14 protein-coding genes are annotated in these 15,712 nt (G+C 47.3%); 5 read left to right on the top strand and 9 right to left on the bottom strand.

Annotated elements, in window-relative coordinates; translation table 11 throughout:
- Positions 1 to 131: 131 nt before the first annotated feature.
- The 7 genes from WC647_05405 to WC647_05375 all read right to left on the bottom strand — a co-directional run bounded on the left by WC647_05405 (position 132) and on the right by WC647_05375 (position 7,800).
- On the bottom strand, positions 132 to 521 hold the full coding sequence (locus tag WC647_05405) for a DUF3291 domain-containing protein (protein ID MFA6221732.1): 390 nt from the start codon (positions 519 to 521) through the stop codon (positions 132 to 134).
- 524 nt (positions 522 to 1,045) lie between these two features.
- Positions 1,046 to 2,008, bottom strand: coding sequence for a branched-chain amino acid ABC transporter permease (locus tag WC647_05400; protein ID MFA6221731.1), 963 nt, complete (start codon positions 2,006 to 2,008; stop codon positions 1,046 to 1,048).
- Positions 2,009 to 2,014: 6 nt separating this feature from the next.
- Positions 2,015 to 2,893, bottom strand: coding sequence for a branched-chain amino acid ABC transporter permease (locus WC647_05395; protein MFA6221730.1), 879 nt, complete (start codon positions 2,891 to 2,893; stop codon positions 2,015 to 2,017).
- 76 nt (positions 2,894 to 2,969) lie between these two features.
- Positions 2,970 to 4,184: an ABC transporter substrate-binding protein gene (locus WC647_05390; protein MFA6221729.1), complete on the bottom strand. Its 1,215-nt coding sequence runs from the start codon at positions 4,182 to 4,184 to the stop codon at positions 2,970 to 2,972.
- Between the two features lie 68 nt (positions 4,185 to 4,252).
- Positions 4,253 to 4,948, bottom strand: a complete 696-nt coding sequence (locus tag WC647_05385; protein ID MFA6221728.1) for an ABC transporter ATP-binding protein — start codon at positions 4,946 to 4,948, stop codon at positions 4,253 to 4,255.
- Between the two features lies 1 nt (position 4,949).
- Positions 4,950 to 5,708, bottom strand: coding sequence for an ABC transporter ATP-binding protein (locus tag WC647_05380; protein MFA6221727.1), 759 nt, complete (start codon positions 5,706 to 5,708; stop codon positions 4,950 to 4,952).
- Between the two features lie 103 nt (positions 5,709 to 5,811).
- Positions 5,812 to 7,800, bottom strand: a complete 1,989-nt coding sequence (locus WC647_05375) for an acetoacetate--CoA ligase (GenBank protein ID MFA6221726.1) — start codon at positions 7,798 to 7,800, stop codon at positions 5,812 to 5,814.
- Between the two features lie 547 nt (positions 7,801 to 8,347).
- Between WC647_05375 and WC647_05370 the strand changes: the two genes are divergently transcribed.
- A complete protein-coding gene (locus tag WC647_05370; GenBank protein MFA6221725.1) occupies positions 8,348 to 8,620 on the top strand; it encodes an HU family DNA-binding protein in 273 nt (90 codons plus the stop codon).
- A 337-nt stretch (positions 8,621 to 8,957) separates the two neighbouring features.
- Positions 8,958 to 10,031: an NADH:flavin oxidoreductase/NADH oxidase gene (locus WC647_05365; GenBank protein ID MFA6221724.1), complete on the top strand. Its 1,074-nt coding sequence runs from the start codon at positions 8,958 to 8,960 to the stop codon at positions 10,029 to 10,031.
- Between the two features lie 26 nt (positions 10,032 to 10,057).
- Here WC647_05365 and WC647_05360 read toward each other — a convergent pair whose 3' ends face one another.
- Together WC647_05360 and WC647_05355 are read right to left on the bottom strand one after the other, a co-directional pair.
- Entirely contained in the window at positions 10,058 to 11,794 is a 1,737-nt protein-coding gene (locus WC647_05360; GenBank protein MFA6221723.1) for an adenylate/guanylate cyclase domain-containing protein, read from the bottom strand.
- A gap of 55 nt (positions 11,795 to 11,849) precedes the next feature.
- The gene (locus WC647_05355; GenBank protein ID MFA6221722.1) at positions 11,850 to 12,887 is read right to left on the bottom strand and encodes a substrate-binding domain-containing protein; all 1,038 of its coding nucleotides are present in this window, start codon (positions 12,885 to 12,887) and stop codon (positions 11,850 to 11,852) included.
- A 93-nt stretch (positions 12,888 to 12,980) separates the two neighbouring features.
- On the opposite strand from WC647_05355, the gene WC647_05350 reads away from it, so the two are divergent.
- The 3 genes from WC647_05350 to WC647_05340 all read left to right on the top strand — a co-directional run bounded on the left by WC647_05350 (position 12,981) and on the right by WC647_05340 (position 15,601).
- A complete protein-coding gene (locus WC647_05350) occupies positions 12,981 to 13,292 on the top strand; it encodes a hypothetical protein (GenBank protein MFA6221721.1) in 312 nt (103 codons plus the stop codon).
- Between the two features lie 294 nt (positions 13,293 to 13,586).
- Positions 13,587 to 14,222 (top strand): DedA family protein, encoded by a 636-nt coding sequence (locus WC647_05345; protein MFA6221720.1) that lies wholly within the window; start codon positions 13,587 to 13,589, stop codon positions 14,220 to 14,222.
- Positions 14,223 to 14,437: 215 nt separating this feature from the next.
- The gene (locus WC647_05340; protein MFA6221719.1) at positions 14,438 to 15,601 is read left to right on the top strand and encodes an ABC transporter substrate-binding protein; all 1,164 of its coding nucleotides are present in this window, start codon (positions 14,438 to 14,440) and stop codon (positions 15,599 to 15,601) included.
- Positions 15,602 to 15,712 lie beyond the last annotated feature (111 nt).

Genomic DNA, 15,712 nt, shown 5'->3' with positions numbered 1-15,712 from the left:
CTTTTTCGCAAAATCCAAAGATCAGCTGATCCAACGCATATGCCTCGCCCTGAACTGGGTCGTGGACCGAAAAAATCAAAACCGGAAAACTTGCGCCATTCGGACATAACTTTAGGCAACTGCTATAATCGTTATGAGGGGTTCTTAAATCGTCGCATAGCGTCCTCCCATGAGAGCGGGATCTCGGTCCCATTCACTGTCCACCTCACAAACCTTGTTGAGCCCATATCCGTCCGGAGCAGTTTCATGACCCCCTTGTGAAATCCTTTGAAGGCAAAGTCTCGGAGCGCTGACTCATTTTCCCAAGCCGACAATGTCCAGAAGCTATTCTTAAACAAATGCGCCCGAAGCGAGTAGCCAACCAGGCCGTTTGATTGGCTCAGTTGGACCAGGATTTTGGCCGTGTAAAACAGAAAGCGTGGTGTCGTTCGATAGCGCTTCAGCGGCAGGTAGGTTAAGAATACTACGTAAGTACGGCTCGGGTCAGAGTCAACGCATTTCTTCCATGGGGTCGTAGGCATTGTTTGTTTCCTATATGCTTTGGCAATTGATTGTCGCTTATCAGGCGCTAGACTTGACGCCGGCTTTTAGATCACTTTTCTTGAGGACTCGGTTTATTTTTTCGTTGCCTCGAAATCTAAGAAAGTGATCTCGTGATAAATTGGAATACTTTTTTTCTTAAAATCATATTGAGGATGATGTCTCCATGACTGGTCATTTTCAGTATTACTGGAAAAAACTCAAATAGTTGTTCTCTGATGGTGAGATCGAAGCCAGGGTTCTTGCGTCATTATCCCTTTCATACAGGAAAGCGGCTATCGTGTTCGCCAGGAAGGCGAGAACGATTAGAGGCAGGGCGGAAAGAACCACGAATGAGACAAGGAGCTTGAAGAGAATGCTTTGCCTAGAAAACGCTTTCCCGAGAGTTCTGATCTTACCAATCTCACTTATTGGGTGGAATCATATTAATGAAGTCTGAAAAAGAGAAAGCAGATTTCCTGCTTGCTATCGGATGTCGCGGGAAATTCTAATCAAATTTCGGAGTCTAATGTTTCTTTGGAAATACTTGCCCTAAAAATTTAGCGGCTGTCGGCATTATCTTGTTTTGGAAGAACCCTACGATTCCATCGCGAAATCCAAACACGGCCATCATGAAAATCAAACCCATGAAAAGGCTCCATGCGTCCGTATAGTTGCTGATAATGTCTCGCAGCAGAATAATGGACACAGCCCCTACCACTGGTCCGAACAATGTAGCCATGCCGCCTGTAATGTTCATTACTACCACTTCACCTGAAGTGGTCCAGTGCAACGAACCGAGCGGTACCATGTTTAGTAACAAGGCGTAAAGGCCTCCAGCCAACCCTGCAAAACAACCGGATATCACGAAGGCGACTAACTTGAATCTGTCTACATTATAGCCGACGCTCATGGCCCTGTTGCGGTTTTCCCGGAGCGCCTGGAGAGTGGCGCCTAGTGGGGAATTAACAACTCTAACAATGATAAACATTGAAACGATGACCAATGCCAAAATGAAGTAGTACAGATTAATTTCCGGATGAATGTCTATTGGTCCAATATTAGGCCTGGGCACACCCTGCAATCCATCATCGCCGCCGGTCAGACCAGTCCACTTGAAAGCTATGAAATAAAACATCTGAGCGAAAGCCAGTGTCACCATCGTAAAATAGATTCCATGTCTCCTGATGCTCGCGTAACCGACAAACGCCGCTGCCAGGCCACTCACGCAAATAGCCCCCGTCAACGCCACAGGTACTGAAGGGAAAACTCTGATCAATAAGATTCCTGTAGTGTATGCGCCAATGCCAAAAAAAGCCGCGTGACCGAAAGAGAGCATGCCTCCATAACCCAAGACCAAATCGTAAGACATCGCCAAGAGAGCGAATATCAAGATTTCGGTCGCCAGCGCCTCGTAAGGCGCGACTAATGGAAAGACTAAGGCTAGTCCGAAGAAAGTTACGAGGGTTAAGAATTGCGAACGAGGCATAAGCTATTACTCGTGAAACGATTCTCGGCCGAACAATCCCCTTGGCCGGACGAGAAGAAAGGCCGCCATAAACAGGTATATGAGGGTGTTGGCCATAGGCGGCCAGACCATGACCCCGATTGCTATGATTTGTCCTACAATTAGTCCGCCTACAACAGATCCACCAAGGCTGCCCATGCCTCCAATCACTACAACTACAAAGCAATCCACAAGAAGATCCATTCCCATCAGTGGACGGACATTTTGAATAGGCGCCGCCAAAACTCCTGCAAGACCCGCCAGTCCGGTTCCCAGGCCAACAACTAAAGTCATTGTCCTGGATATGTTGATTCCAAGCGCTTCGAGCATTTTAGGATTGTCTGTTCCGGCTCGAATGATACAGCCCAGCTTGGTCTTACTGAGAAACAGCCACACGGCGAAAGCTGCGCAGGATGTCACAGCGATCAAAAAAAGCCGATAGCTGGGATAATACATGAATCCAAGATTTACCATGCCGGTAAGTGACTTTGGCGTGCCAAAAGGCACACCCATACTCCCAAACACTAATCTTGCGGCATCCTGCAACACGAGCATTAGTCCAAACGTGAGCAACATTATATATAGGGGAGGAAGGTCGTACAGGCGCCTGAAGAGGACTATCTCACAAAGGGATCCAAAAGCCGCCATTAGTATAGGCACGGAAATTAGAGCCAGCCAATAATCAGGAATGATGTAAGATGTAATCGTGTAAGCGGCGTAAGCTCCCAACATGAAAAATGCGCCATGGGCAAAATTTATTATTCCCAGCATTCCGAAAATAATCGACAACCCCAACGCTAGAAGCACGTAGAGGGACCCGAGAATTAGGCCATTGAAAAGTTGCATGAAGACGAACTGTAGGTTCATCAAAGAAATCTTTCTGATCAGCCATAGTGGGGCCATGCGTGCGAAAAACATGCATTGGCACCACTATGGGACGATTTTATTCAGCAGTGTCCATCTTACAGCCTGTATCCTTTGGATTTTGGTAGGCTTTATCAGGTGGAATTACGCCAACTATGTCAAAGAAATCCCAGTCTTCTTTGATCTCTCCAGGATTCTTGGCTCGTAAAATGTAGGCGTTGCCAACTTCCATATGGTCTTCCGCCCGAATCTTTCCAGGGTTTGCCAATAGATCCCGGAATTCGTGTCCTTCGAGGGCTTTGATAACCGGTAGGGCATCTTTGCTTTTAGCTCTCTCCACAGCTTTGAGATACTGAGTAACAGCGCTGTAGGTTGCGGCGTTCATCCAGTTCGGTGGTTTGTTAAATTGTTTTTTCCACTTTTCAACAAATTCTTTGGAACCTGGATTGTCACTTTTCCAGTACCATGCGCCCGTAACATAGTCACCGGCGAATATATCCCCCGATGCTTTTATATCCTCTATAAACAGAAGAGCATGGACGATTTTTACTTTTTTCTTCAGTCCGAATTCCATCGCTTGTTTCGTAGAATTCACGGCGTCTTTTCCCGCGTTCAGTAAAACCAGGACTTCCGGCTTTGCGTTCATGGCCTTCAAAATGTAGGGACTAAAGTCTGATGTGCCCAGAGCGACCATTTCATTGCCTAAAAGCGTGCCTCCCTTTGCTTTCAGCGCTTCAGAGAAGTGGTGAAGCAGATCATGGCCCCAGGCATAATCGGCTGTGATTGTGTACCATTTCTTGCCTAGATTGTCCGCTGCCCACAATCCTACCGCAGTAGCCAGCATGTAATCGTTGTACGCCCATTTAAAGGTGTAACGGTTGCAATCCGGACCGGATAGCCTCGTGGTGCCTGAACCGATCGCAATAAACGGTTTCTTGTGGATCTTGGCTTGATTGGCTACGGCCAGACCTGCGGCGCTGTTAGGGCAATCAAATATGACGTCGACCTGCTCTTTCTCATACAATTCTTTTGCTTTTTGATTGGCCACGTCTGGCTTACACATGTGGTCACGGTAAACGAATTCGATGGGGTTACCCAGAATCTTCCCACCAAAGTCGGCAATGGCCATTTTTGCAGCTTCAACATTGGCGCCCGTGATACCGGCATACGGTCCGGACATATCGGTTAGCACCGATATTTTCAAAGGCTCGGCGACGACCGGAGTATTAACCAGTGAGAAAAAAGCAATCGACAGCAAGCATGCCGTCAATATTGCGTGCCATTTCCTTTCCATGCGCTTACCTCCTCTCCATGCTATCAATCTTAGTCTGGGCGCATGAGACACAATGTCTCCAGCCTCAGTCATACGCCCAAATACTGTGACTTGATCTTCTCATCGGACTTGAATTCCTTGTTGCTCCCAGCATAAACGATCCGACCGTTGCATATTATGAAATGTTGGTCGGCGACTTCCTCTGCAAATCTGCTGTTTTGTTCCACTAAAAGTATTGAAATCCCTTCCTTTTTTAACTCTAGAACAATTTTAGCGATTTCACGGACTAACATTGGGGCTAGCCCTTCCGTCGGTTCATCGAGAATAATGAGCTTCACGTTCATAGTCAGAATTCGGGCGATCACGAGCATTTGTTGCTCGCCACCAGACAACTGGGATCCTCTGTGAAAGCCCCTGGCTTTAAGAATGGGGAAAAAGGAGTATATCTTGTCGATGCTCCACAGACCCGCATGCCCTTTGGCCATCGGAAGAGTCAAATTTTCATAGACAGAAAGGCTTGGAAAAACAGCTCTTTCTTCAGGAACGTAACCGACACCTAGTTGAGCGATCCTATACGGTTTCTTGTTTGTGATGTCTTCGCCGCTGAACTTGATGAACCCCGTAGTGACTGGAACCAGTCCCATTATCGTACGAAGGGTGGTAGTCTTTCCCGCTCCGTTTCTTCCAAGAATCGTAGCCACTTGTCCTTCTTCAACTCTGAATGTGATTCCTTTAAGTATGTGGCTTCCACCATAATGTGAATGCACATCCTGAAGTTCGAGCAAGTCAGTACCCTCCTAAATATGCTTCCTGAACCTCTTGGTTAGCCTGAATTTCCGCTGGTGTCCCCTCAGCCAACAGCAACCCTTGATACAGCACTGCAATCCTGTCCGAGATGGCGAGGACCATGTCAATGTTGTGCTCTATGAGGACCACTGGAATTGACTTGGATATTTCGGCGATAAATTTAAGAATAACGGAAGAATCTTCAGCGCTCATCCCTGATGTAGGCTCGTCCAGGAGAAGAACCTGAGGATCAGTGGCTAAAGAAATGCCAATGTCCAAACACCGCTGCAGACCATATGGAAGATTTTTTGCCGGAGAATCCGCCCAATCCTCCAGGCCCATTTGGCTGAGAATCCTTTTTGTATCAGTTTCTACGCCGGGAAGTCTCTCGCATGACATGATAAAGTTGTACCGTGATTTCGACCGTGACTGACGGGCGACACGAACATTTTCATAGACGGAAAGGCCAGGGAATATGCTCGTGATTTGAAACGACCTTCCAATTCCCATCTGGGAAATCTCATAGGGCGCTAGCCCAGTAATTTCCTTACCACGGTAGAAAATGCCGCCTTTGTCCGGGACCAGAAATCCCGCAAGCAAGTTGAAAAAGGTAGTCTTGCCTGCTCCATTGGGACCAATAATTGATTGTATCCCGTGGCTAACACACAGAGATACTCCATTGACAGCCGTTAAGGCTCCAAAATGCCTTGTGACGGCTCTGGTCTCAAGAACAGGGATTTCTGAAACATGCGCTGTCATGAATAATCCAGATTCATCGCAGAAAACTTTCCATTTTTGAAATTTTGTAACTAACGAGCCTTTCCCCAATAGAAGAATTAGTCAGAGAATCTTGTCCTTTTGATCAAGTAGCGTTGTTCAATATTGTTGAAAGGTCCTGGAAGAATTTGAGCGATTCCGGATTCATCATAGAGTCTACATTTACCGCTTTTTCTAGTGGCACACCCGAAAGAATCTTTTTCACGGGAACTTCAAGTCTCTTTGAGTTGAGAGTTTTAGGGACAGACATTACCGGATAAATTTCATCAGGAACGTGTCTGGGTGAAAGGGCGCTCCGAATGGCGTTCCGGATCTTGTTTTTTAATGCGTCGTTAAATTCGAGGCCTTCTTTGAGCACAACGAACAGCGGCATGATGTACTTGCCTTTGGAATTCTCAAATCCAACGATTAGGCTTTCAGTAATCTCGGGCAGTTCATCCACGACGCCGTAGATTTCGCTGCTCCCCATTCTTACTCCCATTCGCTTTAGGGTAGAATCCGATCTTCCGGCTATGACAGCGCTGCCGCGGTCTGTAATCTTGACCCAATCGCCGTGCCTCCATACTCCGGGGAAAACCTCAAAGTAGCTTTCGATGTAACGCTTGTTTTCGGGATCGTTCCATAGATAGATCGGAAGCGATGGCATAGGTTCTGTAATGACCAATTCGCCGACCTGGTCAACCACGGAATTGCCGTTTTCGTCGTAGGCCTCGGCTTTTACACCCAGACATCTGCACTGAAGTTCTCCTGCTCTAACAGGAAGTAGCGGGCACGATCCAAGGAACCCAGTGCACGGATCGGTTCCTCCACTAACGGAGGCAAGCAGTAGATCTTCTTTTACAGAGTCGTACACCCACTTGAATCCTGCGGGTGATAACGGAGAGCCTGTCGAGCCGACTACTCGCAGCGCTGACAGATCTCGCGTCTTTCCAGGTAGCATCTTTTGACTCATGCAACTGGTAATATAAGCTGCGCTTGCGCCGAACGCCGTAACCCTGGCTTTTTCAGCAAGGTCCCAAAGCACGTTCATGTCAGGATATCCCGGACTCCCGTCGTAGAGGACAGAGGTTGATCCTAAGAGAAGCCCTCCCTGCATGATGTTCCACATGACCCATCCAGTGGTGCTAAACCAGAAAAAGGAATCTCTTGGCCGTACATCTACGTGCAATCCCGTAAATTTCAGAAACTCAATTAAAATTCCGCCCTGACTGTGAACAAGTGGCTTGGGAAGACCTGTGGTTCCAGACGAATATACAACCCACATGGGGTGGTTAAAATCAACCTGTTCGAATATGAGCGCTCCTGCTTCCTTAACAAGATCATCCCATACAAGTAAGTTTTCAATTGGGTAAGATTTCTTTGATGGGTACAGATACGGGACCAGAATAGTGTGTTCCAGTGTAGGCAGCGACTTTTGCAAAGTGGCGACCGTGTTCTCGCAGTCGAATTTTTTACCGCCATACTGATAGCCGTCAACAGCAAAAAGTACCTTTGGCTCTATCTGACGGAAACGGTCTGTAACACTCCGAAACCCAAAATCTGGGGAGCAACTAGACCATACGGCTCCAATACTGGCGCATGCAAGGAACGCGATGATGGTCTCAGGTATGTTTGGGAGGTAGGCCACCACCCTGTCTCCGCATTTCACTCCCATATTGCGAAGGGCTGTAGACACGGAGGCGACTTTCTGGGAAAGCTCGCCCCACGATATTTCTGTTAGTGGTCGGATCTCAGATTGAAATTTCAATGCGGGCGTATCCAGCTTGTTCCAACGGAACACCTGTTCAACGTAGTTCAATTTGGCGCCGACAAACCATTGCGCTCCCGGCATTTTCCTCTGGGAAAGCGCCTTGTTGTATGGATGTGAAGCCTGAATCCCGTTAAATTCCCAAATAGATACCCAAAAATCTTCGAGATTTGTCACTGACCATTTCCAAAGATCTTTGTAAGAGTCAAAACTCAGTTTTTTGTTATTCAAAAGAAACTGAACGAACCGGCTGATATTGGCTTCGCCTTTCAATTGGTCTGAGGGTTCCCAGAGAAGATCTCCCTCTGTTACATTTGTGAAGTCCATTAATGTTCACTCCCTAAAAGAATTCGTATCACGATGGTCTACCCAAAAACGTGATAGTTTCCTTATTACGTGAACACGACTTGTGCCTTTTGGCTCAAAGCGTGCTTCGTTTTTGGTGAAAACTCCCCCGAAGACTTACGAATATTTAACATCTGTAGCAATAAGGAGTGACCACACTCGCAGTAATCGACAAATTTCAGGTGATCTGGAATGGACGATTTTTCCCCGAAAAAAGGCTTTCCGTCACCCCGATGACCAGTTCTTCTAATTTCAATTCGTGGCCACTTTGAATTTTCGGCTAATGCCAACCTCTTTATTTCCGCGAGAAACAGTAGTATAAAGTGGCCATTGGTGTCTAGACAAAAAATTTTGTTTTTGTTGAAGGATGGTGAATTTTTCCGCCTAGTGGATGTACTCCATCTGTAAACGACCAATAGGGTTTGCGAATCGAAGCTAATACCTCTTGACACCCTATACGCATGTGCCTTATAAAGCCGTCACATATTTTTTTTGATGAAACAATTACTATTAAAAGGGAGGCCCGGGCATGACAAAGGCTGAATTCGTGGATAAACTTGCGGAGAAAGGCAAGATAACCAAGAAGCAGGCTTCAGAAGCCATAGACATGATTTTCACCACTATGGCCGACGGGTTGGTCGCCGGTGATGAAATCTCTATCCCAGGTTTTGGCAAATTTTCCATTACCATCAGGAAAGCTCGGACAGGTCTGAATCCTCAGACCAAACAGAAAATCAACATCCCGGAAACAAAAGCTCCCAAGTTTTCAGCCGCAAAGGCGCTCAAAGAATCGATAAAGTGATTCCGGTTTTAGGAAATTTCTAGCGACCGTTTGAGTCTGTGTAACCTACAAATTAGGCTTAGGACAATGACCGGGAATCAAGGTCATTTTCCGAGTTGCGGGTAACCACAAAAAATGCTCTAAGATCAGGTTCCACGCTCTAACTCAATGACATTATCAAGATTGGAGACCTTGTTCTCACTACCGGACTGGGTCTCCAATTTTGTTTGATGGCCTCATTTTCAACTGAAATGTTGCTCCCCGCCGATTCCGTTATTAGATTATTTAACATCAACGAAACATATTTCATCGCGCTTTGGCCAAACCGGGCGAGACCGTATAAGAGAGAGGAAATAAAATGCCGGGTCTTTTTGACACATTCACAATTAAATCTGTGACTCTGCGCAATAGAATTGGTGTTTCACCGATGTGCCAGTATGTTTCCAACGACGGAACAGCTTCCGATTGGCATCTGGTTCATTTAGGAGCCCGAGCGGTCGGTGGCACCGGCTTGGTCATTGCCGAAGCGACGGCTGTTGAGCCTCGAGGCCGCATTTCTCCACAGGACGCGGGTCTATGGTCCGACAAACATATCGAACCCCTTGCACGAATCACCAGATTTGTGAAGGAACAGGGGGCGGTTCCAGGTATTCAATTGGCTCACGCTGGTCGCAAAGCAAGCGCAGCGCGACCCTGGGAGGGCGACAACTCCCTTAAGGAAGAAGAGGGCGGATGGCCCACTATCGCCCCCAGCGCTGTCGCCTTTGGAGACAAGCTCTGGAAAGTTCCCGAGGCCATGACTCATCAGGACATCAAGAATGTTCAGCAATCGTTTGTCGCTGCCACTAAAATGGCCTTAACCATCGGCTATCAATGGCTGGAGCTGCACGCCGCCCACGGTTATCTTTGCCATAGCTTCTACTCGCCCATATCAAACAAACGGACTGATGAATATGGGGGTAGTTTTGAGAATAGGATCCGGTTCACTGTCGAAACACTGGAATGTATGAGAGCGGTTTGGCCTGAAAATCTACCGTTGGCGGTTCGTTTGTCCTGTTCCGACTGGGTCGATGGTGGTTGGACAATAGAAGAAACAATCGAGTTGGCGAAAAAACTCAAGCAGACCGGGGCGGACCTTATTGACTGCAGTTCAGGATTTGGAAGCCCCGATCATAGGAAATATCCATTCGGACCTGGGTGGCAGGTTCCATTCTCAGAGGCGATAAAAAGAGAAGCTCAGATAGCCACCGCTGCTGTTGGTATGATTACGGACCCAATCCAGGCCAATGAAATTATTGAAAGTGGAAAAGCGGACATTGTTTTACTTGCGCGTGAAATGCTGAGGGACCCTTATTGGCCTCAACACGCAGCGAAGGCGCTCGGTCACGATCCAAAGAGTATCGTGCCTTCTCCTTACCTTCGTTGGATATAAGACTCGAGTCATTTCGACAATTCTGCTCAAGACGTTTGGATCCCTGTCACCTGAAACAATTTGACAAGACCCTCTATGCCTTTGAGTTCAGTTTCCCTCACAGTTCCTAAGACCACCTCGGTTGCGACCTGATCATAAACAGGGGTTGTCACGAGAATTTCTCCCCCTGATGTTAGCGTCTGCACACGAAACGCCACATTTATCGGGCTACCGACGGCCCCATACTTTTTTCGCCTTGTCGATCCAATGTTACCCACAACCAGTTCACCGCTATTTATGCCAATTCCCATTTTTAGCTCAGGTAAACCCAGGCTGAGCCCTTCTTTATTGAATTCATCCATAACGCCCTGCATCTCAATTGCGCAAAGGACCGCACGTCTAACATGGTCTTCAAAGCTCCGAGGCGCCCCGAAAAAAACCAAAATCCCGTCTCCTGTGAATTCATCGATTGTTCCGCTGTAGCGGAGGATTATATTGGTCATAACTTCCAGGTATCGATTTAGAATTCGCAGAACCTTTCGGGAATCCATGGATTCCGTCATTCTGGTAAATCCCCGGAGATCCGACACGAGTATACTTATTTGGCGCAGTTCGCCGCCAAGATTGATACCACCTGGAGACTCGAGTATTTCAGTGACAATTTCATCACTGAGGTATGACCCGAATGTTTCGAGGACGAAGGCTCTTCGAGAGCGTTCTTTTTCGAGTCTTTCCTCAGCAAGTTTCCTTTGAGTGATGTCGATCACAATTCCTTCGTAATGCGTTATGAGACCCTTGTCATTTCGGACGATCCACATTCGTTCATCGAGCCAACACGTGGATCCCGAACCGGTAACGATTCGGTATTCCTGACTGAATTCGTCTTCTCCGCCCCTGGTTTTTGCCACATCGCTCAACTTCTCCGCGACAATGTCTCTATCCTCGGGATGAACGACATCAACCAGTGTGATGCGACCCGAGAAGAAATCATTCGGTGAGTAACCGAGTTGATTCACATTTTCAGAAATAAATTCAATCGGCAAACCCGGTTCCGCCCTGAACCTGAAAGCTATGGATGGGCTTCTTCTGACTATTTGCTCAAGCGCCCCTACAGGTTTAGTGATTAGCCTGACGAAGAGCCCAGCGACAATGAAGGCTACAAGAATAGCTCCTACAACTGTGACGCCGACTACAAACATAGTCGTATGGAATGAACTTTGAATCTTTGCGTCTATTGATTCCTGCTGAATCTTGATCGTTTCTCTAGCGCTTTCCACGTTATTCGACACCTTGGTCGTAGCAATCTGAAAGAAGTTCTCAAGAATCTTTCTCTGCTTGTCTATCTCCTGAAGCTTCAGATGGTCGGTTGGTGTTCTTGAAAGAATTTGATCTCTGGTTTCATCAAGTCTTCTCAGCCTGTCGAAGTTCGTGGAGAACCGTGCCAGGGTGTCGTCGACCCTTTCGAGGATAGTCTGTACCTGAGGGACTGAGGTCGAATTATTAACCCGCTGCGCCATACGTCTTGTAAGGGCCAACCGATAATCTATATCCCAAACTGATTGAATGTCACGATTGAGCAGGTAGCTGTCCAGGGCGTCATCGAGAAGAAGCATGTTCGATCCAATTTCATGAGCCAGGGTCGTGTCACGAGCCAGGGCGCTATACCGGGTCGCGTCCTCGACTGCTTCTGCCAGAGCAAAATACCCTGCGCCCGCTGTTATCATGATAAGGGCGACCATCAGCACAAAGCCCAGGATGACTGTTAATTTTATGTTGATCTTCACTGTTGGTTCAAACCGTCCATCCGCCTAGTAACGACCATGCTTCCCCGGCTTCAACTCAATAGGGGTAATTGGCCATATTTTCTTTGGTCACATCTATCCATCCCTTACCGAAAAACAGGTTTGGCTTGGTCATATCCCGCCTTAGATCGTGATATCCTTTCACACCCATATCGTCCCCGGCTTTCACCTTGCCCCCCTGCAATAACTTTAGAGCGATTTTGTTCATTACATAGCCCGCGTCAGCGGGGTCCCAGAAACTTATTTTCTTCAACGAACCGTCAGCGAGATAAGACTTGCATGCGGAAACCAGGGACACACCAACTACACTTACTTTGTTTTTAAGTCCTGCCGTCTCCACTGCTAGAGCAGCGGAAGGGCAGGACGCCATGGTAAGCCCCAGAATTGCACGTAGATCTGTAAATCGGCTGAGCAGCTCTTTTGTTTTAGCGTAAGATCGGGCCGGATTGTCGTGATCTTCGATAGCTTCTGTCACTAGTTTCATGTTGGGATATTTTTCAAGTTGATGAGCTACAGCGGCTCGAGACCACTCCATATGTGACTGGCTGCCGTAACTGCCCAAGATTATAGTGTAAGGCCCCTTCCTTTGCATGCATGATGCCAGTTCATCCATGAGATGATGGCCCCATGCCTTGTTGTCGAATGGTTCGATTATTATGTCGGCGTTCTCTATGTTTGAAGCTTCGTGAGCTATTATCACGATGCCTTTTTCCCTGGCGATTTTCAGAGCGGGCTCCACCGCGGAAACGGAGAAGGGCACTATACAAATCGCGTTCACGCCCTGGTTGACGAGTTCATCGATCATCTGGGCCTGTAAAGCGCCATCAGCCCTTGCGGGCCCAACCATGAAAGCGTCCTGGCCGGTGTTCTCGGCAAATCGTCTCACTCCCACTCTCATTCTGGCGAACCATGGGATGCCGTCCACTTTTACGAGAGTGGCTATCTTGTATTTCTTTTCAGGGATAGGCGGAGCCGGCTGTTTTGAACTCTCCTGTTTCGAATCGCAGGCTGCTAACGCGAATACGATTACCGACAGCAGCAGTATGTGTGAAAAGATTTGTATGGTTTTTCCCATGTTTCTTTTTCTTGACTTTACGTAAGGTCTTGTTACGCTTAGTTGAGTAATCCGGAGTCAGTTCAATTGCAATGTCATAGGGGAGAACATAACATGTCTGAAGCGCCGAAAACAGATCAGAATCAGGGAATGGATATTTCCACCATTTTGAACAATCCGCAGGTTCCAAAACTCTACATCAACCGAACTCTTGTAGGGAACACGGTCAGTGACATGTTTGTTATCGCTCAATCGACAGGGACAGCGCCTACAGTAGTTCAAATGTCATTCATTACAGCCAAGACGCTGGCCGAAGACATTCTTAGAATGGTTTCCGAATTTGAAAGTAAAACGGGGCAAAAAATCCTATCCATGAAAGAGATCCAGGATAAGATGGCGAAACAGTTCAGTGGGACGACTATGTAAAACTTCTTATTGGGGGTGTCATTTCGAAAGCAGTGAGAAATCGATTGCGCCGCCCTACGGGAAAACTTCACATCATGCTACTATGTATGACCACCTGTCTTAATTGACCGCCATGGGAAAACACCATTTCATAATTTTACGTAGTCCACCATCCAGGCGCTACCCAATTCTTGGTCCTCAAAAATTATTCTGAAAAGTTGAGAAAGACATGATTTCGTGCTATCGTTCCTCCTTCCTGCTATCCACATACTCTTACTTATGTGTGGAACTTACGGACTGAGAGAGGTCGGGTGCATGGTAGCGCAGTTAACGGTTTATTTTACTTATATTATTGAGCAATTAGGGTATTGGGGAGCAGCGTTCCTCATGGCTTTGGAAAGCATGATCGCCCCGGTTCCCAGCGAATTGGTGATGCCTTTTGTAGGTTTTTTAGCTGCGGAAGGAAAGTTTTCCATACCAACAGCGATCATATTTACTTCTCTCGGTTCACTGATCGGTTCGTTGTTTTCTTATTATATGGGGCTCTGGGGAGGACGACCTCTAGTTCTGAGAGCTGGGCGATACCTTTTTCTTAACCATGAGCATCTGGAATGGACGGAACGTTGGTTTGAGAAGAACGGTTCATGGACCATCTTTATCAGCCGCTTCATACCTGTTATTCGACACCTTATTTCCATTCCTGCCGGCCTGGGATGCATGAAGGTGAGCCATTTCTGCTTTTTTACCCTTGCCGGCGCGACCCTCTGGAACTCATTTCTGTTATTCTGCGGGTTCAAACTGCGTCAGAATTGGACGCTAGTTCAGCAATACTCTCATGAACTGGATATGGTAGTTGGAGCTTTAGGTCTCATAGCTTTAGGAATCTGGGCAGTGGCCACACACTTGCGACGAAAGAAGACAGCGGCTCTCAGAAAAATTAACGGCGTTTAGCTACAATTTCCAGGTTACAGTCGAGCCTAACTGGGAAATGATCTTGCTGGGTAATGTCAACCTGACGATACTGTAAGCAAGTCCAGATATGGAAAGAATAGGTAAAAGGATCCGGGGCGACTCAAATTTCTCCGGCTTGTTGTCCTCAACCAGGGCTAACTCTTTTTTCTCACTCTTCATTTGGAGCCATAATCTATTTCAAAAAAGGAGGTCCTATGAAAAAGATCGGAGTTCTTGTCGGGATATGTATGTGTATCCTTTTCCTTGGGAATGTGAACGCCGCGGATCCCATCAAGATAGGAGCCGTGTACTCATTGTCCGGTCCAGCCGCTGCTATCGGAACGCCAACCAAACTTGTCACCCAGATGGTGGTCGAGAATATTAACAAACAGGGCGGGATAAACGGTCGTCCGATAGAACTGGTAGTGGGTGACACCGAATCTGAACCCACCAAGGCAATCATGGTTGTCAAAAAATTCATCAACGTAGACAAGGTTGCGGCGATAATAGGACCAGACAGGACCGACTTGGGGATGGCTGTTAAGAAACTGGTCGAAGACGCAGGGATTCCCACTTTCATGACGGTTGGAGGAGATCCGGTAATCATGGGCGGCGGTCCGCTCGGAACCTACAAATGGGTTTTCAAATCTCCCCAGAGAAGTTCCACCGCCGTCGAGAAACTTTACGATTATTTAAAAACGGCGAATCTGAAAAAGGTCGCATTGATTACAGCGTCTGATGGTTTCGGCAAAGATGGAAAGGGCTGGTTGGAAAAATTGGCTCCGAAGTATGGATTGACCATAGTGGCTGATGAGTCCTTTAATCCTAAAGATACGGATGTGACCGCCCAGTTGACAAAGCTGTCTTCAGCGAAGCCCGACGCGATCGTTTGCTGGACAATAGGCCCCGCTGCAGCTATCGTAGCCAAGAATGTCAAACAACTGAATCTCAAGGAGCCGTTGTTCCAGTGCCACGGAATCCCTGATCCCAAATATGTTGAGCTGGCGGGAGCGGCTGCGGACGGCAGCATGATGCCATCAACAAAGTTGATGGCCTGGGAGGCGCTACCTGATACTGACCCACAAAAGAAAGTGATTAAGGATTTTGTGCATCTATATAATGATGTGTACAAAATTAATAAAGAATTTCCGATCAATACCCACTCCGGTTATGCATGGGACGCTATTTACATAGTGGCCGACGCCATGAAAAAGGCCGGCGTCGAACCGGCGAAACTTCGTGACGCCATTGAACAAACCAAAAACCATGTTGGCATAAGCGGAACCTACAACTTGACACCAGAAGATCATAACGGTCTTGGACCTGATTCGATGATAATGGTTAAAGTGGAAAATGGAAAGTGGAAGCTGGTCAAATAACTCAGACCGATTCCCTTTCAGTAAGTAGTTCGCATAGTGTTCCAGCTTAATAAATCGCTTGCGCTCCCACTTCAGGCAGAACTTTTTACGAGGCCTGGGTGGGAGTGACCA

Source organism: Desulfomonilaceae bacterium, assembly GCA_041662605.1.
Classification (GTDB): Bacteria; Desulfobacterota; Desulfomonilia; order Desulfomonilales; family Desulfomonilaceae; genus CAJBEZ01.
The sequence above is the reverse complement of the archived record's forward strand: the minus strand, read 5'-3'. Positions and strand labels throughout refer to the sequence as shown.